This window comes from Micromonospora noduli, from assembly GCF_003264365.1.
GTDB lineage: Bacteria > Actinomycetota > Actinomycetes > Mycobacteriales > Micromonosporaceae > Micromonospora > Micromonospora noduli.
On record NZ_PYAK01000043.1, the window covers coordinates 11,931 to 33,232 of the forward strand.

Annotated in this window: 19 protein-coding genes; 8 read left to right on the plus strand and 11 right to left on the minus strand. The window is 72.5% G+C overall.

Going from position 1 to position 21,302, the window contains the following annotated elements; all coding sequences use genetic code 11:
• Positions 1–87 precede the first annotated feature (87 nt).
• The 4 genes from infB to rimP form a co-directional block, all read right to left on the minus strand.
• Positions 88–3,111 carry a translation initiation factor IF-2 gene (gene infB, locus GUI43_RS24880; RefSeq protein WP_112601983.1) on the minus strand — a complete coding sequence of 1,008 codons (3,024 nt, stop codon included), beginning with the start codon at positions 3,109–3,111 and terminating at the stop codon, positions 88–90.
• Positions 3,112–3,204: 93 nt separating this feature from the next.
• Positions 3,205–3,537 (minus strand): YlxR family protein, encoded by a 333-nt coding sequence (locus GUI43_RS24885; RefSeq protein WP_112699914.1) that lies wholly within the window; start codon positions 3,535–3,537, stop codon positions 3,205–3,207.
• Positions 3,538–3,553: 16 nt separating this feature from the next.
• Positions 3,554–4,597, minus strand: coding sequence for a transcription termination factor NusA (gene nusA, locus GUI43_RS24890; protein ID WP_091400372.1), 1,044 nt, complete (start codon positions 4,595–4,597; stop codon positions 3,554–3,556).
• On the minus strand, positions 4,594–5,286 hold the full coding sequence (gene rimP, locus GUI43_RS24895) for a ribosome maturation factor RimP (RefSeq protein ID WP_112699915.1): 693 nt from the start codon (positions 5,284–5,286) through the stop codon (positions 4,594–4,596). The genes nusA and rimP overlap by 4 nt, the downstream gene beginning before the upstream one ends.
• Before the next feature lie 155 nt (positions 5,287–5,441).
• On the opposite strand from rimP, the gene GUI43_RS24900 reads away from it, so the two are divergent.
• The 7 genes from GUI43_RS24900 (at position 5,442) to GUI43_RS24930 (ending at position 11,956) form a co-directional block, all read left to right on the plus strand.
• Entirely contained in the window at positions 5,442–5,969 is a 528-nt protein-coding gene (locus GUI43_RS24900; protein WP_225855206.1) for a hypothetical protein, read from the plus strand.
• Positions 5,966–6,403, plus strand: coding sequence for a ferritin-like domain-containing protein (locus GUI43_RS24905; protein ID WP_030337610.1), 438 nt, complete (start codon positions 5,966–5,968; stop codon positions 6,401–6,403). The genes GUI43_RS24900 and GUI43_RS24905 overlap by 4 nt, the downstream gene beginning before the upstream one ends.
• Positions 6,404–6,455: 52 nt before the next feature.
• On the plus strand, positions 6,456–7,058 hold the full coding sequence (locus GUI43_RS24910; protein WP_112699916.1) for a PadR family transcriptional regulator: 603 nt from the start codon (positions 6,456–6,458) through the stop codon (positions 7,056–7,058).
• Entirely contained in the window at positions 7,031–7,789 is a 759-nt protein-coding gene (locus tag GUI43_RS24915) for an ABC transporter ATP-binding protein (protein WP_112586536.1), read from the plus strand. The genes GUI43_RS24910 and GUI43_RS24915 overlap by 28 nt, the downstream gene beginning before the upstream one ends.
• Positions 7,786–10,560 (plus strand): FtsX-like permease family protein, encoded by a 2,775-nt coding sequence (locus tag GUI43_RS24920; protein ID WP_112699917.1) that lies wholly within the window; start codon positions 7,786–7,788, stop codon positions 10,558–10,560. Before GUI43_RS24915 ends, GUI43_RS24920 begins: the two co-directional genes overlap by 4 nt.
• A gap of 74 nt (positions 10,561–10,634) precedes the next feature.
• Positions 10,635–11,135, plus strand: coding sequence for a nitroreductase/quinone reductase family protein (locus GUI43_RS24925; protein ID WP_112586532.1), 501 nt, complete (start codon positions 10,635–10,637; stop codon positions 11,133–11,135).
• Positions 11,136–11,227: 92 nt separating this feature from the next.
• Positions 11,228–11,956 carry a nucleotidyltransferase domain-containing protein gene (locus tag GUI43_RS24930; RefSeq protein ID WP_112601981.1) on the plus strand — a complete coding sequence of 243 codons (729 nt, stop codon included), beginning with the start codon at positions 11,228–11,230 and terminating at the stop codon, positions 11,954–11,956.
• Positions 11,957–11,962: 6 nt separating this feature from the next.
• Here the strand turns inward: GUI43_RS24930 and GUI43_RS24935 are convergent, their stop codons facing one another.
• Positions 11,963–12,676, minus strand: a complete 714-nt coding sequence (locus GUI43_RS24935; protein ID WP_091400358.1) for a VIT1/CCC1 transporter family protein — start codon at positions 12,674–12,676, stop codon at positions 11,963–11,965.
• Positions 12,673–13,530 carry a type I methionyl aminopeptidase gene (gene map, locus GUI43_RS24940; protein ID WP_112586528.1) on the minus strand — a complete coding sequence of 286 codons (858 nt, stop codon included), beginning with the start codon at positions 13,528–13,530 and terminating at the stop codon, positions 12,673–12,675. The genes GUI43_RS24935 and map overlap by 4 nt, the downstream gene beginning before the upstream one ends.
• 95 nt (positions 13,531–13,625) lie before the next feature.
• On the opposite strand from map, the gene GUI43_RS24945 reads away from it, so the two are divergent.
• Complete coding sequence (locus GUI43_RS24945; RefSeq protein ID WP_181518489.1) at positions 13,626–13,940, plus strand: STAS domain-containing protein; 315 nt, start codon at positions 13,626–13,628, stop codon at positions 13,938–13,940.
• Between the two features lie 15 nt (positions 13,941–13,955).
• Here GUI43_RS24945 and GUI43_RS24950 read toward each other — a convergent pair whose 3' ends face one another.
• The 5 genes from GUI43_RS24950 to GUI43_RS24970 form a co-directional block, all read right to left on the minus strand.
• A complete protein-coding gene (locus GUI43_RS24950; protein WP_112586526.1) occupies positions 13,956–17,615 on the minus strand; it encodes a SpoIIE family protein phosphatase in 3,660 nt (1,219 codons plus the stop codon).
• 193 nt (positions 17,616–17,808) lie between these two features.
• Complete coding sequence (locus GUI43_RS24955) at positions 17,809–18,360, minus strand: pyridoxamine 5'-phosphate oxidase family protein (RefSeq protein WP_112586524.1); 552 nt, start codon at positions 18,358–18,360, stop codon at positions 17,809–17,811.
• Positions 18,361–18,407: 47 nt separating this feature from the next.
• Complete coding sequence (locus GUI43_RS24960; RefSeq protein ID WP_112586522.1) at positions 18,408–19,103, minus strand: gamma-glutamyl-gamma-aminobutyrate hydrolase family protein; 696 nt, start codon at positions 19,101–19,103, stop codon at positions 18,408–18,410.
• 53 nt (positions 19,104–19,156) lie between these two features.
• Positions 19,157–19,924, minus strand: a complete 768-nt coding sequence (locus GUI43_RS24965) for a 3-oxoacyl-ACP reductase (protein ID WP_030489498.1) — start codon at positions 19,922–19,924, stop codon at positions 19,157–19,159.
• 5 nt (positions 19,925–19,929) lie between these two features.
• Positions 19,930–21,276: an aldehyde dehydrogenase family protein gene (locus GUI43_RS24970; protein ID WP_373861089.1), complete on the minus strand. Its 1,347-nt coding sequence runs from the start codon at positions 21,274–21,276 to the stop codon at positions 19,930–19,932.
• Between the last annotated feature and the right edge of the window lie 26 nt (positions 21,277–21,302).

Consider the following 21,302-nt stretch of genomic DNA (forward strand, 5'->3'; position numbering starts at 1 on the left):
CCGGACGATACCGCCAACGCGCCCCGCATGATCAAGGGGTTTACGCCGAGTCGGCGTAAACCCCTTGATCAGCGTGTCACTGCCGGATCAGGCGCGAACCTTCTCCCGCATCTCGAAGGTCTCGATGACGTCGCCGACCTGGACGTTGTTGTAACCACCCAGGGTCAGACCGCACTCGAAGCCCTCGCGGACCTCGGTGGCGTCGTCCTTGAACCGCTTGAGCGAGGTGATCGTGAGGTTGTCCGCCACGACCGCCCCGTCCCGAAGCAGGCGAGCCTTCGCGTTGCGTCGGATGATGCCCGACCGGACGATGCAACCGGAGATGTTGCCGATCTTGGACGAGCGGAAGACATCGCGGATCTCCGCGCTGCCCAGCTCGGCCTCCTCGTACTCCGGCTTGAGCAGACCCTTGAGCGCTGCCTCGATCTCCTCGATGGCCTGGTAGATCACGGTGTAGTACCGGATCTCCACGCCCTCGCGGTCGGCCATCTCACGGACCTTGTTCGAGGCCCGCACGTTGAAGCCGATGATCGTGACCGGCTCGGACGAGGCGCTCGCGAGCATGACGTTGCTCTCGGTGATCGCGCCGACGCCCCGGTCGAGGACCTTGAGCTGGACCTCCTCGGGGATGTCGAGGTTGAACAGCGCGTCCTCGAGAGCCTCCACCGAACCGGAGACATCGCCCTTGAGGATGAGGTTGAGCGAGGTCTTCTCGCCCTCCTTGAGCTGCTCCATGAGCGTCTCGAGGGTGGCCCGACCACGGGAGTTGGCGAAGGACGCCGCCCGCCGCCGTGCCTGCCGCTGCTCGGCGATCTGCCGCACCGTGCGGTCGTCCGCCGCGGCCAGGAACGTGTCTCCCGCGCCGGGCGGCGCGGTCAGACCCAGCACCATGACCGGACGCGCCGGCCCAGCCTCGGTGAGCTGGTTGCCGTTCTCGTCGAGCATGGCCCGGACCCGGCCGTGCGCCCCACCGGCAACGATCGAGTCGCCCGCCCGCAGAGTGCCCTTCTGGACCAGCACCGTCGCCACCGCACCGCGACCCTTGTCCAGGTGCGCCTCGATGGCCACACCCTGAGCCGGCCCGTCGATCGGAGCGGTCAGCTCCAGCGACGCGTCGGCGGTCAGCAGGACGGCCTCGAGCAGTTCCTCGATGCCGATGCCCGGCTTGGCTGCCACGTTGACGAACATGGTCTCGCCGCCGTACTCCTCGGCGACCAGGCCGTACTCGGTCAGCTGCTGGCGGACCTTGTCCGGGTTGGCGTCCGGCTTGTCGACCTTGTTGACCGCGACCACGATCGGCACGTCGGCCGCCTTGGCGTGGTTCAACGCCTCGATCGTCTGCGGCATCACACCGTCGTCGGCCGCGACGACCAGGATCACGATGTCCGTGACCTGGGCACCACGAGCACGCATGGCGGTGAACGCCTCGTGACCCGGGGTGTCGATGAAGGTGACCGCCCGGTCCTCGCCCTCATGCGGGACGTGGACCTGGTAGGCACCGATGTGCTGGGTGATGCCACCCGCCTCACCGGCCACGACGTTCGCCTTACGGATGGCGTCGAGCAGCTTGGTCTTACCGTGGTCGACGTGACCCATGACGGTCACCACCGGCGCACGGCTGACCAGACGCTCCTCGGCCACCTCCGCGTCGAGGTCGATGTTGAACTGCGCGAGCAGCTCGCGGTCCTCGTCCTCCGGGCTGACGATCTGGATGTCGAAGCCCAGGTGCTCACCCAGCAGGTGCAGGGTGTCGTCAGAACAGGACTGGGTCGCGGTGACCATCTCGCCCAGGTTGAACATCTCCTGGACCAGCGAACCCGGGTTGGCGTTGATCTTGTCCGCGAAGTCGGACAGCGAGGCGCCACGGGAGAGCCGGACGATCTGACCCTGACCCCGGGGAGCACCCGAGCTCATGGTCGGAGCCGACAGGTTGTCGAACTCCTGTCTGCGCTGCTTCTTGGACTTGCGACCGCGCGTCGGCCGACCACCCGGACGCCCGAAGGCACCCGCGGCGCCGCCGCCACGGCCACGACCGCCCGCACCCGGACGACCGCCGCCACCGGCCGGACCACCCGGACGGAAACCGCCACCGGGAGCACCCGCACCGCCGCCGGGACCGCCACGGTAGCCACCGCCACCGCCGGCACCCGCCCCGCCACCAGGGCCACCTCGGTAACCGCCACCGCCGCCGCCGGCACCACCGCCGGGACCGCCACGGAAGCCACCGCCACCGCCACCGGGACGACCAGCGCCACCGCCACCGGGACGACCAGCGCCACCGGGACCGGGGCGACCGGCAGCCGGACGCTGACTCGGCATGGACGCCGGGCTGGGCCGCGGCGGCATGGAGTTCGGGCTCGGCCGCGGCGGCATGCCTGCCGGGCTGTTGGGCCGAGGGCCACCCGCACCGGCGGCCGGGGGCCGCTGCTGCTGGCCACCCTGGATGCCGAACGGGTTGTTACCGGCACCGCGCGCCGGCGGACGACCGCCCGGACGGGCACCCGGACCGGGAGCCGGCGTGCTCGGACGAGCTGCCGGCGAACCGGGACGGGGCGGCATCGCCGCAGGACCCGGCCGAGGGCCGGGGCGGTTACCGCCGTCTGCCGGAGGCTCCCGGCGAACGGGGTTGTCCCGCTGCTGCTGGCGGGCGGCCTGCGCGGCCTTGACCGCGGCCTCCTGCTCAGCCTTCAGCGCGGCGGCACGCGCCTCCGCGGCCGCCACCTCGATGTCGTGGGCACTCGCCGGCTTGGCGACCGGGGTCGCCGTCTGCGGGGCACCGGGAACCGGACCCTTGGGCTTCGGACCGGGTGCCGGCGCGGCCGGCCGCCGAGGCGGCATCGGCTTGGCCGAGACCCGGGGCGCGCCCGGGGCCGGGGTTGGCGTCGGGGTCGGGCTTGAAGCCGGCGTCGACGCGGGCGCCGACGGGGCGGCCGGAGCCGGGGCTCCGGCGGACGCGACGAATGCGTTACGCAGCCGCCGGGCGACGGGCGCCTCGACGGTGCTGGACGCGGACTTCACGAACTCGCCCATTTCCTTCAGCTTGGCGAGAACGGTCTTACTCTCGACCCCGAGCTCTTTTGCAAGCTCGTGTACGCGGGCCTTGCCTGCCACTGCACTCCTCACTCCGAGGTCGTGCGGGCAGCACCCGCAGCGACCTCACTCGTGCACTTGAAGCCTGGTCATTTCAGGGACTTCATCGTGTGCTCATGTCGGTCGTCCTACCCTGCTAGCGACCCTCGCCCGGTCGGGCTGACCGGACGTAGTGGTTGGCGCATCGACGTGCTCCGCCAGCGCACCGTGGTCGAGGACCTCGGTGCTGCGCAGCGCACGCCCGAAGGCGCGGCGCCGCACCGCCAGCGCGAAGCAGGCCGGATCCGGGTGCATGTTCGCTCCCCGACCCGGCAGCCTGCGGCGCGGATCAGGCCGGAGACTGTGACCAGCCTCGCCCCTGACCGCGACGACCCGCAGCAATTCGCTGGCCGGCGCACGTTGCCGGCAACCCACACAGGTGCGCTCCGGCTGCGCGCGTCGTACCACTGGAGGAAGTCTACCCCTAGCTCCCCGAGATCGCGCCGCCCGGCTCCCGCACGTGATCAGTTACCCCACGCGCGGCCGGCGCCGCCTGCTCCGCATCGGAACGAATGTCGATCCGCCAACCGGTCAATCGGGCCGCGAGTCGGGCATTCTGCCCCTCCCGACCGATCGCCAGCGAGAGCTGGAAGTCGGGAACGGTCACCCGGGCGGCCCGGTTGGCCAGGTCGACCACCTCGACCCGCAGCGCCTTGGCCGGCGACAACGCGTTGCCGACGAAGGTGCCCGGGTCGTCCGACCAGTCGATGATGTCGATCTTCTCACCGTGCAGCTCGCTCATCACGGCACGCACCCGCTGACCCATCGGGCCGATGCAGGCGCCCTTGGCGTTCACCCCGGGGGTGGTGGAGCGGACGGCGATCTTCGTGCGATGGCCCGCCTCACGGGCGATCGCGCCGATCTCGACGGTGCCGTCGGCGATCTCCGGCACCTCCAGCGCGAAGAGCTTCTTGACCAGAGCCGGGTGCGACCGGGACAGGGTGATCTGCGGCCCGCGCATGCCCTTGGCCACGTGCACCACCACGCAGCGGACCCGCTCGCCGTGCGCGTACCGCTCGCCGGGCACCTGCTCGGACTGCGGCAGCACGCCCTCCAGCTTGCCCAGGTCGACGCTGACGATGCCCTTCTCGGTACGCGTCTCGTGCGCCTGCACCACGCCGGTGACCAGGTCACCCTCGCGGCCGACGTACTCACCGAAGTGCACCTCGTCGGTGGCCTCCCGCAACCGCTGGAGGATCACCTGCTTGGCGGTCATGGCGGCGATCCGGCCGAAGTCGTGCGGGGTGTCGTCCCACTCCCGCACCAGGCTGCCGTCGGCATCCATCTCCTGCGCGTACACCAGGGCGGCGCCCGACCTGCGGTCGATCTCCACCCGGGCGTGCGGTTCGGCCCCGTCGGTGTGCCGGTAGGCGGTCAGCAACGCGGTCTCGATCGCCGCGAGAATCGTGTCGAACGGGATCTCCCGCTCGCGCTCGAGTGCGCGCAGCGCCGCGAGGTCGATGTTCACCTCTCCTCGTCCTCCACATCATCTTCGTCGTCGATGTCGTCTGAATCGTCGTCGATCTCGTCGGAATCGTCCGCGTCGTCGAACTCGTCGTTCGGCTCACCCAGCTCGGCGAGCCGGGTGAACTCGACCTGCACGCGGCCCGGGCCCAGCTGGGCGTACGCCCAGGCGGCGCGGCCGTCGTCGGTCTCCAGGTGCACGCCCTCGTCGTCGGCCGCGACCACCCGGCCGGTCAGCTGACGGTCACCCGCGGGCTGCTCGCCCCGCTGGCCCGGCAGCGCGGCCGCGCCCCGGGCGGTGACCTTGACCAGTCGGCCCACGTTGCGCCGCCAGTGGCGGGGCAGGGTGAGCGGCCGGTCGACGCCGGGCGAGCTGACTTCCAGCTGGTACTCGCCGGCGACGATGTCGCCACCGGTCTCCTCCGCGGCGTCCAGCGCGGCCGAGACCGCGCGGGAGACGTCCGCGACGGCGTCCAGGTCGATCCCGCCGTCGGTGTCCACCATCACCCGCACCACGTGCCGGCGGCCGGCCCGGGAAACCGACAGGTCCTCCAGGTCGTAGCCGGCGTCGTTGACCACCGGCTCGATCACGGCCCGCAGTCGGTCCCGCCGGGCGGCGAGGTCACCGCCGCGCGGGCCCGCAGCACCGCGGGGTCGACCCGTCGGCCTGGTGGCACGGCCACGCTGCGTCATCTCCGCACCCTCTCCCTGGTCGACGGGGACCGGTCGTCCCGCCATGCCGGCACGCCACTGGAGTGGACACGCCGGTGGTTGCGCAGAGCGTAACGCGCCTGCCCGGCGGCGGACCGGGCGGCGCACCGACGCCGGTGACCCCCGGACCGGCACGGATGGTGTTGACTTGGCCGGTGGGGATCGGCAGAACGACACAGCGCGACCAAGCATCCGGACATTCCCGGCGAAAGCTCCTGAGTGCCGGGGCGCTGCTGGTGCTCGGCGGCGCCGTGACGCCGCTGACCGGCTGTGATCTTTTCGACCGCGACGACCAACCAGCCCCGCCGCCCGACCCGCTGCGGCCGATGGTGGACGAGTCACTCGCGCTGGCCGCCGCGTACCGGGCGAGCGCGACCGCCCATCCCGAGCTCGCCGACCGGCTCAACCCGATCGCCGAGACGCACACCGCGCACGCCACCGAACTGGCCCGGGTGATCGGCGTGACAGTGCCGTCGGCAGCCTCCGCCGCCCCGACCACCGCCCCGGCCGCTGACCCGAAGGGCGCGCGCGCCGCCCTGCGGGCGTTGGAGAAGACCGCCCAGCAGTCCGCCACCGCCGCCTGCGCCGCGGCGCCCGCGGAACGGGCGGCGCTGCTCGGGTCGATCGTCGCCGCCCGGGCAACTCACCAGGAGGCACTGAAGTGAGGCAGCCGTCCGCCGGAGAGGCACTCGCCTCCGCCCTGTCCGCCGAGTACGCGGCCATCTACGCCTACGGACGGATCGGTGTCCGGCTCAGCGGAGCGGCGCGGGACGCGGCACGCCAGGCGGAGGCCGCGCATCGACGCCGGCGCGACGCGCTGGTGGTGCAGCTCACCACGGCCGGCGGCGTCGTCCCGCCGGACCGCGCCGGGTACGCCCTGCCGTTCCCGGTCACCGACCGGGCCAGCGCCCTGCGGCTCGCCGCCGAGGTGGAGGAGCGCACGGCCGCGCACTGGCGGGCCGCCCTGGCGTCCACCACCGGCGCCGACCGGGACCAGGCGCTGGCCGCCCTTGTCGAGTACGCCGTGCGGGCCACCCGGTGGCGCAAGACTGCCGGGCTGACCCCGCTGACTGTCCCGTTTCCCGGTCGACCGACCTGAGCCGCTCCACTCCGGTTGCGGTACGCATACCAGGTATGCATACTCCGTTGCCATGTCCATCCGTCACGGGTTGCTCGCCCTGCTCGAACGCGGCCAGATGTACGGCTACCAGCTGCGCGCCGCGTTCGAGGAGTCGACCGGCTCGACCTGGCCACTGAACATCGGGCAGGTCTACACCACGTTGTCCCGGCTGGAACGGGACGGTCTGGTGCGCCCGCTGCCGGAGAGCGAGGCCGGGCAGCGCCCGTACGAAATCACCGACGCCGGCCGGGCGGACCTGGCGCTGTGGTTCGCCACCCCGATCAGCCGTACCGACCGCCCTCGCGACGAGCTGGCGATCAAGCTGGCGCTGGCGCTGACCACCCCCGGGGTCGACGTCCGGTCGGTGGTGCAGGCCCAACGCAGCGCGACGATGCGGGCCCTTCAGGAGTTGACCCGGTTGAAGTACGGCAGCAACCGGCCGGAGGACCTTCCCTGGCGCCTCGTGCTGGACTCGATGGTGTTTCAGGCCGAGGCCGAGGTGCGCTGGCTGGACCACTGCGAGACCAGTCTGGTCCGGCACCAACCCAGCGGCCCGGCGCCTCCCGTTCCCCGACCCGATGACGCCGACGCGCGGGACGCGGCTCGATGGGCCGGCGAGGAGGCAAGACGGTGAGCGGATCGGACGACGCGGTGCTGGAGCTACGCGCCGTCCACCGCACCCACGGCGCCGGGCCGGCGGCGGTGCACGCGCTGCGCGGCGTCAGCCTGGTCGTCCGGCCCGGCGAGCTGGTCGCCGTGATGGGGCCGTCCGGCTCCGGCAAATCGACCCTGCTGGCTCTCGCCGGTGGGTTGGACCGTCCGACCGGCGGCGAGGTCCGGGTCGAGGGGCAACCGCTGGGGGCCCTGGACCGCCGCGGGCTGGCCCAGCTGCGCCGCCGTCGGATCGGCTACATCTTCCAGCAGCTCAATCTGCTGGGCAGTCTGAGCGCACTGGAGAACGTCGCGCTCCCACTGGAACTCGACGGGACCAGCGGACGTCGGGCCCGCGCACTGGCCATGGCCGCGCTCACCGAGGTGGGTCTGCCCGCGTTGGGTGACCGTTTCCCGGACCAGCTCTCCGGAGGGCAGCAGCAGCGGGTGGCGATCGCGCGCGCACTGGTGGGCGAACGCCGGCTGGTCCTCGCCGACGAGCCCACCGGGGCGTTGGATTCCCAGACCGGTGAGGCGGTGCTGCACCTGCTGCGCCGCCGGATCGACGCCGGAGCCGCCGGAGTGCTGGTCACCCACGAGGCGCGGCACGCCGGCTGGGCCGACCGGGTGGTGTTCCTCCGCGACGGCGTGCTGGTCGACACGACGGCACCGCTGGGCAGTGTCGAGCAGCTGCTGTCCGGCAGCGACCGGTGACCACTCGCCGTCCGGCGCGGGTCCCCGGTCGGGCCGACACCGCGACGCCGCGGCCGGTCGCGCCGCCCGCCCCGGTCGGCCGACGACGGTTCGCCGAGCTGACCGGCTCCTGGCGGGCGGCGCTGCGGATCGCCCGGCGCGAGTCGCGCCGGTCCCGGCGGCGGACCGCGCTGGTGCTCGCGATGATCGCCATGCCGGTGGCGGCGCTGGCCTTCCTGGCGGCGAGCTACGACATGGCCGAGCTGACCCCACAGGAACGCATCGAGCGCCGGCTCGGCGTGGCCGACGCGCAGCTGCAGTGGATCGCCAACGGCCCGGTGGGGCAGGACGAGTGGGGTGAGGGTTGGTACACCCGCGACGGCGAGCCCCCAGCGAAGGTCAGCGCGGCCCAGCTGACGGCACTGCTCGGGCCGGGCAGCCGAGTCACCGAGGTGCGTCAGCACGTCCCGCTGAACCTGCGTGGCCCGCACCGCGACGAGGTCGTGAACGGTCGGGTGCTGGACCTCGACGATCCGCTGGCCCGCGGGCTGGTGCGGTTCCGGGCCGGCCGGGCGCCGCAGCAGCCCGGTGAGGTCGCGGTCAGTCCGGTGGCGCTGCGTCGCCTGGACCTGCGCCTCGGCCACGCCGTGGCCGCCGCCGACGGGAGCAGGGCGTACACCGTGGTGGGGGTGGTCGAGTTTCCCGACGACCTCGGACCGGTGGTGGCGCTGCACCCGGGGGCCGCGCCATCGACCGGCCCGGAGCTGGACGGAGTCTGGCTGGCGGACGTGCCGGGCACCGTCGACGCGGCGCTGGTGTCCCGGCTCAACGACCGTGGGGTGGTGGTCACCGCGCGGCACCTCGGCTCGGCCACCGGTGCGGACCGGACATGGCTCGGGTCGATCATGGGGGACAACCCGAACGACCTGGGCACCGTCGTCCTGATCGCCGGCCTCGGGCTGCTGGAGGTCGTCCTGCTGGTCGGGCCGGCCTTCGCCGTCGGAGTCCGTCGCCGCCGACGGGATCTGGCGCTGGTCGCGGTGGCGGGCGGGGACGCCGCCCAGCTTCGCCGGGTCGTGCTGGCCGACGGTGTGGTGCTGGGTGTGCTCGGGGCCGCCGCCGGCCTGCTGGTCGGCGTCGGCGCGGCGTTCGCCGGTCGCCCGCTGATGGAGCAGTACGTCTTCAGCGCCCGTTTCGGCGGCTACCGCTGCTGGCCGAGCGCGCTGGTCCTGCTCGGTGGCGTCGCGGTGCTGGCCGGGGTGCTCGCCGCGCTGGCACCGGCCTGGACCGCCGCCCGGCAGGACGTCAGCGCCGGGCTCGCCGGACGACGCACCCCGGCGAAATCCCCGGGCCGGTGGTTGGCTCTCGGACTGGCACTGGTGGTCGGCGGGGCGGGGCTGGCGGCGTTCGGGGCCACCAAGACTTCGCCGGCGGTGGTTCTCACCGGGCTGATCCTCGGCGAGTTGGGCCTGGTCTGCTGCACGCCCACGCTGCTCGGGGTGCTCGCCCGCCTCGGCCGGGTGTTGCCGCTGGCACCACGGATCGCGCTGCGCGATGCCAGCCGCAACCGGGCAGCCGCGGCACCGGCCATCTGCGCCGTGATGGCCGCCGTCGCGAGCAGCGTCGCCCTCGGCGGATACCTGGCCAGCGACGACGCCCGCGACGCGCGTGCCTACCGGCCGGCGCTGCCGACCGGCCACGTGATGGTCAACCCGGTCGGATCGGCCGGGCAGCCCACGCTGGCCCAGATCACCGACGCGGCCCGGAATCACCTCGGGGTCGGCGCTGTCGCCCCGGTGCAGACGCCAACCTGCGGGGCGGGGCGCACCGGCTACTGCGACATCGCACCGGTGCTCCCGCTGACCCGGGCCTGCCCCTGGCAGCCCGGCGTTCAACTTCCCGCGGCCCAGCGCCAGCAGGCCCGCGCCGATCCCCGCTGCCAGATCCGCGAGGCGGACTACTTCGGCGGCTACGTGGAACCCGGAGTCGACGACGGGACCGCACTGCCCCTGCTCACCGGCGTGGACCCGGCCACGACCGCCGCCGCCACGGCCGTCCTGCGCGCCGGCGGCGTGGTGGTGACCGACCCGCGCTACCTGCACGACGGCCTGGTGACCGTCCGGGTCGGCGAGGTGGAGGCCGGGCCGGACCGGCCGATCACCGTCCACGATCTTCCGGGGTACGCGCTGACCCGTGCGACCGGCCAGTCCCGTCTGCTGCTGTCCGCCGCCGCCGCCCGCCAACTCGACCTGAGCTGGTCCCAGACCGGTTGGGTGATCGGCACCACGACCCCGCCCGACGAGGAGCAACAGGCACGGTTCGCCGCCGTCCTGCGGCCATTCGGGACGCTCGCGCTGAGCGTGGAGAGCGGTGGCGCCCCACGCGACGTCTCACCGTTGCTCCTGCTGCTCGCGGCGGCGGCCGGACTGATCACCGTGGGGGCGGCCGGGATCGCCACCGCGCTCGCCGCCGCCGAGGGACGCGCCGAGCTGACCACCCTCGCGGCCGTCGGCGCGGCCCCAGCGGTACGCCGGCTGCTGGCGATCTGCCAGGCCGGGGTCATCGCCGGTCTCGGTTCGGTGCTCGGCATCGTGGCCGGTCTCGGCACCGCCGCGATCGTGCTGGTATCGGTGAACCGGCAGTACGCCAGTGACTGGCCGGTATCAGATCCGTACCCCTTTCTGGTGCCGTGGCCCGCGCTCGGGGTCCTGGTGCTGGTGCCGGTGGTGGCGATGCTCGGGGCGGGCCTGTTCACCCGGGCCCGACTGCCGATCGAACGGCGGCTGGACTGACCGATCCGCCGGGCGACCGAAAGGGGACCGCGCGGGGGTGCCGCCGGGGCCGGGCAGCCGGCAGACTGATCGGCGTGTCAGTGCTCAGGAATGTCGTCCGTCGAGTCGGTCATCAGCGCTGGTTCGGCGCCACCGCGCGCCTGCTGGTTCCGGCCGATCGGATGGTTGGTCGACTCACCCGGGGCCGGGTGGTAGCGCTCGGCCTCCTCCCCTCCCTGCTGATCACCACAACGGGCCGCCGCTCCGGCAAGCCCCGCAGCAATCCGCTGCTCTACGTGCCCGACGGCGACGCGTACGTGGTGATCGGCTCCAACTGGGGGCAGACCCACCACCCCGGCTGGGCGATGAACCTGCTCGCCGATCCCGCCGCCGAGGTGGACGTGAAGGGCCGGCGGGTCGCGGTGCGGGCCGAGCGGGCCTCCGGCGCCGAACGGGACCGGTTGTGGCAGCTGCTGGTCACCGCGTGGCCCGCGTACCACACGTACGTGCAGCGGGCCGGTGGCCGGGAGATCCACATCTTCCGGCTGGCCCCGACCGGGCGCGGCGCACCCGAAGCTCCGCCGTCGGCTGGCTAGGCTGACGCTCGGTAGCCAAAGCGAGGTGGTCCCGTGAGCGCGAGGCGTGAGCCGGGGTTGCGAGCCCCGCAGCCGCGAACAGAGCTGGCCCGGTGAGTGAGCTGGCCGGTGTCGACCGGGGCGTCGACGATCGACGGTGGACGGTCGCGGAGCGGGTCGCCGAGGCGGTCCGACGGCGGTTCCCGGCCGATGCGCTCGCGATCGCGGTGCACGGGCCTCTGGCGCACGGGGACGACGACGGCGGCGGGGACCGCGAGGCGGGAATGCTGGTGGTCACCTATCGGCCCGGGACGGGCCCGCCGCCGGCAACCCGGCGGGTGGACGGGGTGCTCGTCGATCTGACGGTGGCCGCCGCCGAGGACTACCTGGCCCAGGCCCGGGTGCTCTCCCCGCTCTGGCCGCTGACCGCCGACCGGTACGTCACCACGCAGGCGTTGCACGATCCGACGGGCTGGTTGCGGACGCTGCGCGACGAGCACCTCGGCCGGCTGGCTCGGGCCCGGCCGGCGGAGTTCAGCACAGCGGCCCGCCAGGCGTGGTACAGGGGCAGCGCGGCGCACTCCCGGGCGGCCCGGCTCGCCGAGTGGTACGAGACCGATCAGGCTCTGCTGATGCTCGGTGAGGCCCGGCTGGCAGCGGCCACGGTGAACGGTCTGCTGAGTCGCACGTACTTCCGCGACCCGGGGGACGCGGTGCGGCGCACCGGGTTGGCCGGCGCGGACATGACCGAGGTGGGTGTGGTGCTGGCCCGGCAGGCCGAGGAGTTGGCCGCCCGTGGTCGTGCGGTCGACGGCACGATCGACGAGCTGCTCAGCACCTGAGGCGCGTCACAGCCCGCCCGGTACGCCGATCAGCGAGCCGATCAGGTAGGTGGCCCCGGCCGCCGCGGCGCCCAGCAGCAGCTGGCGCAGCCCACTGGTCCACCAGGGACGGTGGGTGAAGCGGGCCACCACGGCACCGGCGGCGAACAGCCCGAGCCCGCCGACGGCGAGCGCCAGCCACAGTTCGGTGGCGCCGAGCAGGTACGGCAGCAGCGGGACCAGCGCGCCGATCGAGAAGAACAGGAACGACGAGATCGCCGCGGCCCACGGGCTGGGCTGGTCGTCAGGGTCGACGCCCAGCTCCTCGCGGACGTGCACCCGCAGCGCCTCCTCCGGGTCGCGCCGCACCGCCTCGGCGACCTGGGTGGCGAGGTCCCGGGGGAGGCCCCGGGCCACCCACGCGTCGGCCAGCTCCCGGGCCTCCGCCTCGGGGTGCCGTTCCAGTTCCCGTCGTTCCTTGGCCACCTCGGCGGCGACCTGCTCGTTGGCGGAGCGCACGCTGGTGTACTCGCCGAGGCCCATGGAGATCGCACCGGCGACGAGGCCGGCGCTGCCGGTGAGCACGATGCTGCGGGGCGAGACCCCGCCGCCGCCGACGCCGGCGATCAGGGCGATGTTGGTGACCAGGCCGTCCATCGCGCCGAAGACGGCCGGGCGCAGCCAGCCGCCGGAGACGTCCGCGTGGTGCGCCTCGCGCAGCGCCGCTGGGGTGTCGGTCACGGCAGGGTCAGAATCTCGTGGCCGTCGTCGGTCACCACGATGGTGTGCTCGAACTGCGCCGTCCACTTCCGGTCCTTGGTGACCACTGTCCACCCGTCGTCCCACATGTCGTACTGGTAGGTGCCGAGGGTGATCATCGGCTCGATGGTGAACGTCATCCCGGGTTCCATGATGTCAGTGGGGCGCGGGCTGTCGTAGTGCGGCACGTAGAGGCCGCTGTGGAAGGCTTCACCGATGCCGTGGCCGGTGAAGTCGCGGACCACGCCGTAGCCGAACCGCTTGGCGTACGACTCGATGACGCGGCCCACCACGTTGATCTGGCGCCCCGGGGCGACGGCGCGGATGCCGCGCATCATCGCCTCGTGGGTCCGCTCGACCAGCAGCCGGGCCTCTTCGCTGACCTCGCCGACGCAGAAGGTGGCGTCGGTGTCACCGTGCACCCCACCGATGTACGCGGTCACGTCGACGTTGATGATGTCGCCGTCGGTCAGGACCGTGGTGTCCGGGATGCCATGGCAGATGACCTCGTTGAGGCTGGTGCAGCAGGACTTCGGGAAGCCCTTGTAGCCCAGCGTCGACGGGTACGCGCCGTGGTCGCAGAGGAACTCGTGCACCACCTTGTCGATCTCGTCGGTGGTCACGCCGGGCTTGCAGTGCTCGCCGGCGAGCTGGGTCGCCTGGGCGGCGAGCCGGCTGGCGAGCCGCATCTTCTCGATGGTCTCCGGCGTCTGCACGTGCGAGCCACGCCACTCCCGCGGACGCGCCTTGCCCACGTACTCGGGTCGGGCGATCTGGGGTGGCACCGGTCGCATCGGGGAGAGCGTGCCTGGTGTCAGCGGCGGACGGACGGTCATGCCGCAAGCCTATCGCCGGGGCCGCTGGTGACCCGCGCCACGGCCGCCCGGTGGAGGTTGTTGCCCTGCCAGGGTGGCTGTGCCATGGTGTCAGCGTGGATCAAGGGGGAGCACCGCCCGTCTTCTCCGCCAGCGCCGAGATCGACGGTGACCACCTCCACGTCGTGGTGGCCGGCGAGGTCGACATGGCAACCGCGGACACGATGCTCCAGACGGCGCTGCGCGAGCCCGCCGGGAAGATCACTCTCGACCTGAGTGCTGTCACCTTCTTCGACTCGGCCGCCATCCACGCCCTGGTCCGGCTCGCCCAGGAGTTGCCGGGCCGGCTCACCGTTCGCCCGTCCCGGCAGGTCCGTCGGGTGCTGGAGATCTCCGGCCTCGGCGAGCAGAGCTGGCTCGACCCGGCCTAGGCACCCGGCGCGCGGTCAGTCCTGCAACTGCCGGCGCAGCGTCACCTCGGTGCCCTCAGCGGTACGCCGTACCGACAGATCGCCCAGCGCTCTGATCAGGGCCAGGCCGCGGCCCCGGAAGCCGGAGCCGGTCGACTCCCGCCACTGCCCGCTGTCGCGCACCGTGGCCGTCACCGTCCGATCCTCGATGGCCACCTCCACACTGATCATGGCCTCGGCGGGGTGGACCGGGTGCTCGATGGCGTTGGCGGCGGCCTCGGAGACGGCGACGGTCAGGTCGAACAGGTCGGTCTCGCCGACGGAGTGCGCGATCAGGAAGTCCTCCAGCCGCTTCCGGAGCACGCTGAGCCGTGTCGGGTCCGCCGGTAGCCGCAGCGCGAAGCGGTTCAGCTCCGCCGCCTCCAGGGCGAGAACCGCCACGTCGTCACGGCGCGGCCGTCCGGTGACCCGCTCCACGACCGCGTCGATCAGGTCCACCACGTGCTCACTCGGGCTGGCCGCGTCGATGCGCAGCTGGGCCAGTGAGGCATCGATGCCGAGCTGACGGTCCTCGATCAGCCCGTCGGTGTAGAGCAGCAGTCGAGTGCCGGCCGGCAACTCGCCCTCGACCGACTCGTACGTCGCGTTGGGTAGGGCGCCGACCGGTGGACCGAGCGCCCGGTCGTGCAGGAACGCCACGTCGCCTCCGGTGATCAACAGTGGGGACGGATGACCGGCGCTCGCGTACCGCAGCCGACCGGTGCGGGGGTTGAACAGCAGGCAGACCACCGTCGCGAAGGAGCGGCCCTCGGTGGAGCCGACCAGCCGGTTGAGCCGGGTCAGCGACTCACCCGGATCGAAGCCCTCCAGCACGTACGCCCGCAGCGCGTTGCGCAGCTGCCCCATCGCCGCGGCGGCCCGGACGCCCTTACCGACCACGTCGCCGATGACCAGCACCAGCTCGTCGCCGTTCAGCGCGATCGCGTCGTACCAGTCGCCGCCGACCTCGACGTCGGCGCTGCCCGGCAGATAACGGCTGGCCACCACCGCGCCGGGCAGTTGAGGCAGCGACCGGGGCAGCAGGCTGTGCTGCAGGGTGGTGGCGATGCGGTGTTCGGCTTCGTAGAGCTGGGCGTTCTCCAGTCGCACCCCGACGAGCCGGGCCAGCTGGGTCAACGCGGCGTCGTCGGCCTGCGCCTCGTCGCCGGCTGCCCGCCAGACCTGCAGCTCACCGAGCTGCTTGCCGGTAGTGCCGGCCAGCTCGGTCACGAAGGACGGGTCGGCGGCGGTGGTGCCGCCGCCGTCCGCCTCGAAGCGCGCCTCAGCGGCGGTGACCACCACCCGAGCCGCCTCGGCGAGGCTCAACGCGTGTCGGGCGGCGACCTGGAGCACATCCGCGGTGGATCGGGCGGTGTTCACCGCCACCGCCGCGTCGGCCAGCGCGCGGAGCCGGCGGATGATCTGCCCGCGCAGCTGGCCCAGCTCGACGTTGGCCCGGACCCGGGCGATCAGCTCCTGCGCGGAGAACGGCTTGGTGAGGTAGTCGTCGGCGCCGACGGCGAGACCGGCGACGGCCTCCGCGGAGCCGGCACGGGCGGAGAGCAGCACGATCGGCACGTGCCGGGTACGCGAGTCCGAGCGCAGCGCGCTCACCAGCCCGAACCCGTCCAACCGGGGCATCATCACGTCGGTGAGCACCAGGTCGAACCCGCCCTCGCGGGCCAGCGGCAGGGCATCGAGCCCGTCGTTCGCGGTGACCACGTCCCAGGTCGGGGAGAGCAGCCGGCTGACGTGTTCCTGCAGGTCGGCGTTGTCGTCGACGACCAGGATCCGGCCAGCCGAGGTGCCCTTCGCCGGCTGCCGGTCGAGCTCGGGTGCCGACGCGACACCGGCCCACAGCGCGGTCTCCGCCACGAAGAGCCGGGCCTGCTCGGGCTCACCCACGGGCAGCGGGTCGAACGCCGCCACCCGGTCCGCCGGCAGGTGCGCCGAGCCGAACGGAACGGTCACCGTGAAGGTGCTGCCCACGTCGACAGTGCTGGTCAACCCGACCTCACCGCCGTGCATCTCGACAAGTTCCCGGACCAGCGCGAGGCCGATGCCGGTGCCCTCGTGGGTGCGTGCCCGCACCCCGGGCACCCGGTGGAACCGTTCGAAGACGTGCGGCAGTTCGTCCGGCACGATGCCGACGCCGGTGTCCGTCACCTCCAGCCGGGCCGCGCCCTCGACGGCCCGGATCCGCACCCGGATCTCGCCGTCGAAGGTGAACTTGACCGCGTTCGACACCAGGTTGAGGACGATCTTCTCCCACATGTCCCGGTCGACGAAGACCGGTGTCGGCAGCGGCGGACAGTCCACCACCAGTCGCAACCCGGCCCGGTCGGTGGCCGAGCGGAAGGTACTGGCCAGCCGGGCGGTGTAACCGGCGAGGTCGGTGGGCTGGTAGCGGGCCGCGAGCCGACCGGACTCCAGTCGGGAGAAGTCCAGCACTGTGTTGACCAGCTTGAGCAGGCGCAGCGCGTTGCGGTGCATCATGGTGAGCCGGTCGGTTTCGGCGGCGGGCAGCTCCGGGTCGGCCAGCATGTCCTCCAGCGGGCCGAGCACCAGGGTCAGCGGGGTGCGGAACTCGTGGCTGACGTTGGCGAAGAAGTTGGTCTTCGCCCGGTCCAGCGCAGCCAACTCGGCAGCGCGGGCCCGTTCCTGCTCGTACGCCCGCTGCATGCCGACCGCCCGGGAGATCTGGGCGGCGACCAGGCCGAGGAAGTCGCGGTAGTCGTCGCTCAGCGGCAGCTGACGGGCCACGCCGACGACCAGCGCGCCGACGGTCTGGTTGGTCGCCGTGAGCGGCAGCACGAGGGCCTGGTCGGCGGCGTCGACAGGCAACGCGTCGAACAGAGCGGCCACCTCGATCGTGGCGGGCGCGCCATCGGCGGTCAGCCGGGCCAACAACTGCGCTGTGACATCGACGGCGGGCGGCGTGGTGCCGGTGCAACCGGCCAGGGTGAGCTGGTCGTTGTCGTCAGCCAGATAGATCAGCGCGAACGGCACGTCCGCCCGGTGCCGGCCGAGCACCCCGGCGGCGGTCCGACCCAGTTCCGTGGCGCTGCCGATATCGGTCAGCTCGGCACCCAGCTCGGACAGCGCTCGCAGTCGACGCTCGCCGAGCACCCGCCCGGTGGTCTCGCTGACGATGCAGTAGACGCCACTGACCGAGCCGTCGTCCCCCCGGATCGGGTCGTACGAGACGTTGAAGTAGGTCTGCTCGACGAAGCCGTAACGGTCCAGCAGAAAGGGATGGTCCTCGCCCCGGTAGGAGCGGCCGGTGCTCCGGACGCTGTCGAGCAGCGGGCCGAGCACCGGCCAGGTCTCCGCCCAGTTCGCGCGGGCCGGTTGGCCGATCACGTCCGGGTGTTTGCCGCCGATGGTCGGCCGGTAGGCGTCGTTGTAGAAGGCCAACTGCTCGTCGCCCCAGAACATGACGATCGGCGCGCTGGAGGCGAGCATCATGCCGACCGCGTTGGAGAGCGCCGGAGGCCACTGACCGGGCTCGCCCAGCGGACCGGAGGACCAGTCGAAGGAGGCCAGCCGCTCGCCCATCTCGCCGCCGGCCGCGAACGCGGCCGCCAGCATCGGCGGGGTCTCGCGACCGGACAGGGCGGGATGCCCGATGTCCGCGCCCCCCTGGGCCGAGCTCATGCAGCCTCCCGCTCCGGCCGTACCCCTCGACCGTTGATCTTCACCCGCCGTGCTTCGACTTGTACCCCAGCGGACCAGCAACGTAACGCATCACGAGCGACGGACGCTGGTTACGTACACCTGGGTCGTCGGGCACCGGACAGTGCGGGTGGACGGCGGCGTCGAACGGCGGCGGGCTGAACGCTCTGACGAGTCAGAAGACCGGCAGTCCGTCGATGCTTGCCGCGTTCCTGGTGGCCCGGTAGGCGACCAGATCATCGGCGCTGCGGCGAGAGTGTGAGGTGAGTAACAGATCACGTTCGGCGCGGAAGTCCATCAGTGGCACCGCGTATCCGCAGGAGTCACTGACCCGCTCCACCTCGACCGTGATGACCGCCCGGACGGCGTGCACGTCCGGCGGTGCGGGAAACTCGGCGAGCCGATCGGCGAAGGCGTCCTCGGTGACCGCGACGCTGCTGCCCCGACCATGCAACCGGACGATCTTCGGCGGGCCGTCGAAGGCACAGAACATCAGCGTGATCCGGCCGTTGTCCCGCAGGTGGGCGATGGTCTCCGCTCCACTGCCGTGATAGTCGAGGTAGGCAACCCGGTGCGGGCCGAGGATCACGAACGTGCCCCGCATGCCCTTCGGAGACACGTTGACGTGCCCCTCGACCCCGGACGGGGCGGTCGCCACGAAGAAGAGCGGCTGCGCCACGATGAAGTCACGCAGTCGACAGTCGATCTCCGGATAAACCTTGCCCATGCCCCGATCCTCCCACCGGTGCCATCGACGGGCGGGGGCGATCTCAGTCACACCCGCCGGCCGGCGGCCTGCACCAACGCGGTGATCGGGGCGGGATCCGACTCGTTCTCCGGATGCCACTGCACTCCGAGCACGAACGGCAGGGCCGGGTCCTCCACCGCCTCGACCACGCCGTCCCCCGCCCAACCGGTCACTGTGAGCCGGCCCGGATCGGCGACCGCCTGGTGGTGGTACGAGTTGACCTGGTCGACACCGGCCAGCACCGAGGCGGCCAGGCTCCCCGGCGCGAACCGCACCGCGTGCGCCCCGTACACCCCGGACGCGGGGCGGTGCGCCTCGTGACCCACCACGTCGGGCAGGTGCTGGTGCAAGGTGCCGCCGTACGCGACAGCGAGCAACTGCATCCCCCGACACACGCCCAGCACCGGCACCTCGGCGGCGAGCGCGGCGGCCAACACTGTCAACTCGCCGGCGTCCCGGTCCGGCCGATCCTCGGTACGGGGGTCGGGCGGCTGGCCGTACCGCCCCGGGCCGACGTCCGCGCCACCCGCCAACAGCAACCCGTCGAGGACTGCCACCACGTCCGCGTCCACGTCGTCCGGTGGCAGGACCACCGCCCGGCCACCCGCGGCCGCCACCGCCCGCGGGTACGCCTCGGGTACCAGCACCGCCCGCACACCCCGCCAGACCGCCCAGTCGGCGGGTTCGACGTACGCGCTGACCCCGATCAGCGGCCTTCTCATAGCTGGCACGGTTCGCGACTGCGGGGCTCGCAAACCCGGCTCACTCCTCGCGCTCACAGAGGCGTGACGTAGGCGCCAGTGATGCCGCCGTCGACCACGAACTGCGCGGCGGTCATGAACGAGGCGTCGTCGCTGGCCAGGAACGCCACCGCGGCGGCGATCTCCTCCGGTTGCCCGAAGCGTCCCATCGGCACGTGCACCAGCCGACGGGCGGCCCGCTCCGGGTCGGCGGCGAAGAGTTCCAGCAGCAACGGGGTGGCCACCGGGCCGGGACAGAGGGCGTTGACCCGGATGCCCTCACGGGCGAACTGCACACCCAACTCCCGGGTCATCGCCAGCACCCCGCCCTTGCTCGCGGTGTACGCGATCTGCGACGTGGCCGCACCCATCAACGCCACGAACGAGGCCGTGTTGATGATCGAGCCCTTGCCCTGCCGACGCATGTGCGGAATGGCGTACTTGCAGCACAGGTAGACGCTCGTGGTGTTGACCCGCAACACCCGCTCCCACGCGTCCAGGCCGGTGTCCAGGATGGAGTCGTCGTCCGGCGGGGAGATGCCGGCGTTGTTGAACGCGATGTCCACCCGGCCGTGCCGGTCGGCCACCCCGTCGAACAGGTCGCGTACCGCCGACTCGTCGGCCACGTCGGTGGCCACGAACTCTCCGCCGCACTCCTCGGCGGCCTTCGTACCGGCCGCCGCGTCGATGTCCACGCACACCACCCGGGCCCCCTCGGCGGCGAACCGCCGCACGGTGGCCAACCCGATGCCACTGCCCGCTCCGGTGACCACTGCCACCCGGTCCTGCAACCGACCCTGCACTGGCGTCACTCCTCCGTCGCGATGAACACGTTCTTGACGTCCGTGAAGGAGTGCAGCGCGTCCGGGCCCAGCTCGCGGCCGAGCCCGGAGCGCTTCATCCCGCCGAACGGGGTCCAGTAGCGCACCGAGGAGTGCGAGTTGACGCTGAGGTTGCCCGAGTCGACGGCGCGGGCCAGGCGCAGGGCCCGACCCACGTCCCGGGTCCAGATCGAGCCGGAGAGGCCGTACTCGGTGTCGTTGGCGAGCCGGACCGCGTCCGCCTCGTCGTCGAACGGCAGCACCGAGACCACCGGGCCGAAGATCTCCTCCCGCCAGTGCCGGTCGGCCGGCGAGTCGGCCAGCAGCACTGTGGGTGCGTGCCAGAACCCGGGGCCGTCGGGGCAGGAGCCGGTGAAGGCCACAGTCGCCCCAGCGAGGTAACCGGCTACCCGGTCCCGTTGGGCGGCGGAGATCAGCGGGCCCATCTCGGCGGTGTCGCGGGACGGGTCCTCGACCCGCACCGCCCGTACCGCAGGTTCGAGCAGTTCCAGGAACCGGTCGTACACCGAACGCTGGACCAGGATCCGCGACCGTGCGCAGCAGTCCTGGCCGGCGTTGTCGAAGACCGCGCCCGGCGCGGTCGCGGCGGCGCGTTCCAGGTCGGCGTCGGCGAACACGATGTTCGCGCTCTTGCCACCCAACTCCAGGGTGAGTCGCTTCACCTGGGCGGCGCAGCCGGCCATGATCCGGGTGCCGACCTCGGTGGAGCCGGTGAAGCAGATCTTGCGGACCGCCGGGTGGGTGACGAACCGCTCCCCCACGACCGAGCCCTCGCCCGGGATGACGGTGAAGACGCCGTCGGGCAGGCCGGCCTCGCGGGCCAACTCGGCCAGGCGCAGTGCGGTGAGCGGGGTCAGTTCGGCGGGCTTGAGCACCACTGTGTTGCCGGCGGCGAGCGCCGGGGCGAACCCCCAGGCGGCGATCGGCATCGGGAAGTTCCAGGGCACGATCACGCCGACCACACCGAGTGGCTCGTGGAAGGTGACGTCCAACCCGCCGGGCACCGGAATCTGCCGCCCGGTCAACCGCTCGGGCGCGCCGGCGTAGTAATCCAGGACGTCGCGGACGTTGCCCGCCTCCCACCGGGCGTTGCCGACGGTGTGCCCGGAGTTGCGCACCTCCAGCACTGCCAACTCGTCCAGATGCGCGTCGACCACGGCGGCGAACCGCCGCAGCAACCGTGCCCGATCACCCGCACCCACCTGACGCCAGGTCTCGAAAGCGGCAGCCGCCCGCGAGATGGCCGCGTCAACCTCGTCCACCGAGGCCGCCGCAACCTCCCGAAACCCCACCCCGCTAGCCGGGTCCACCAGGACCGTCACACCGCCACCTCCATCCT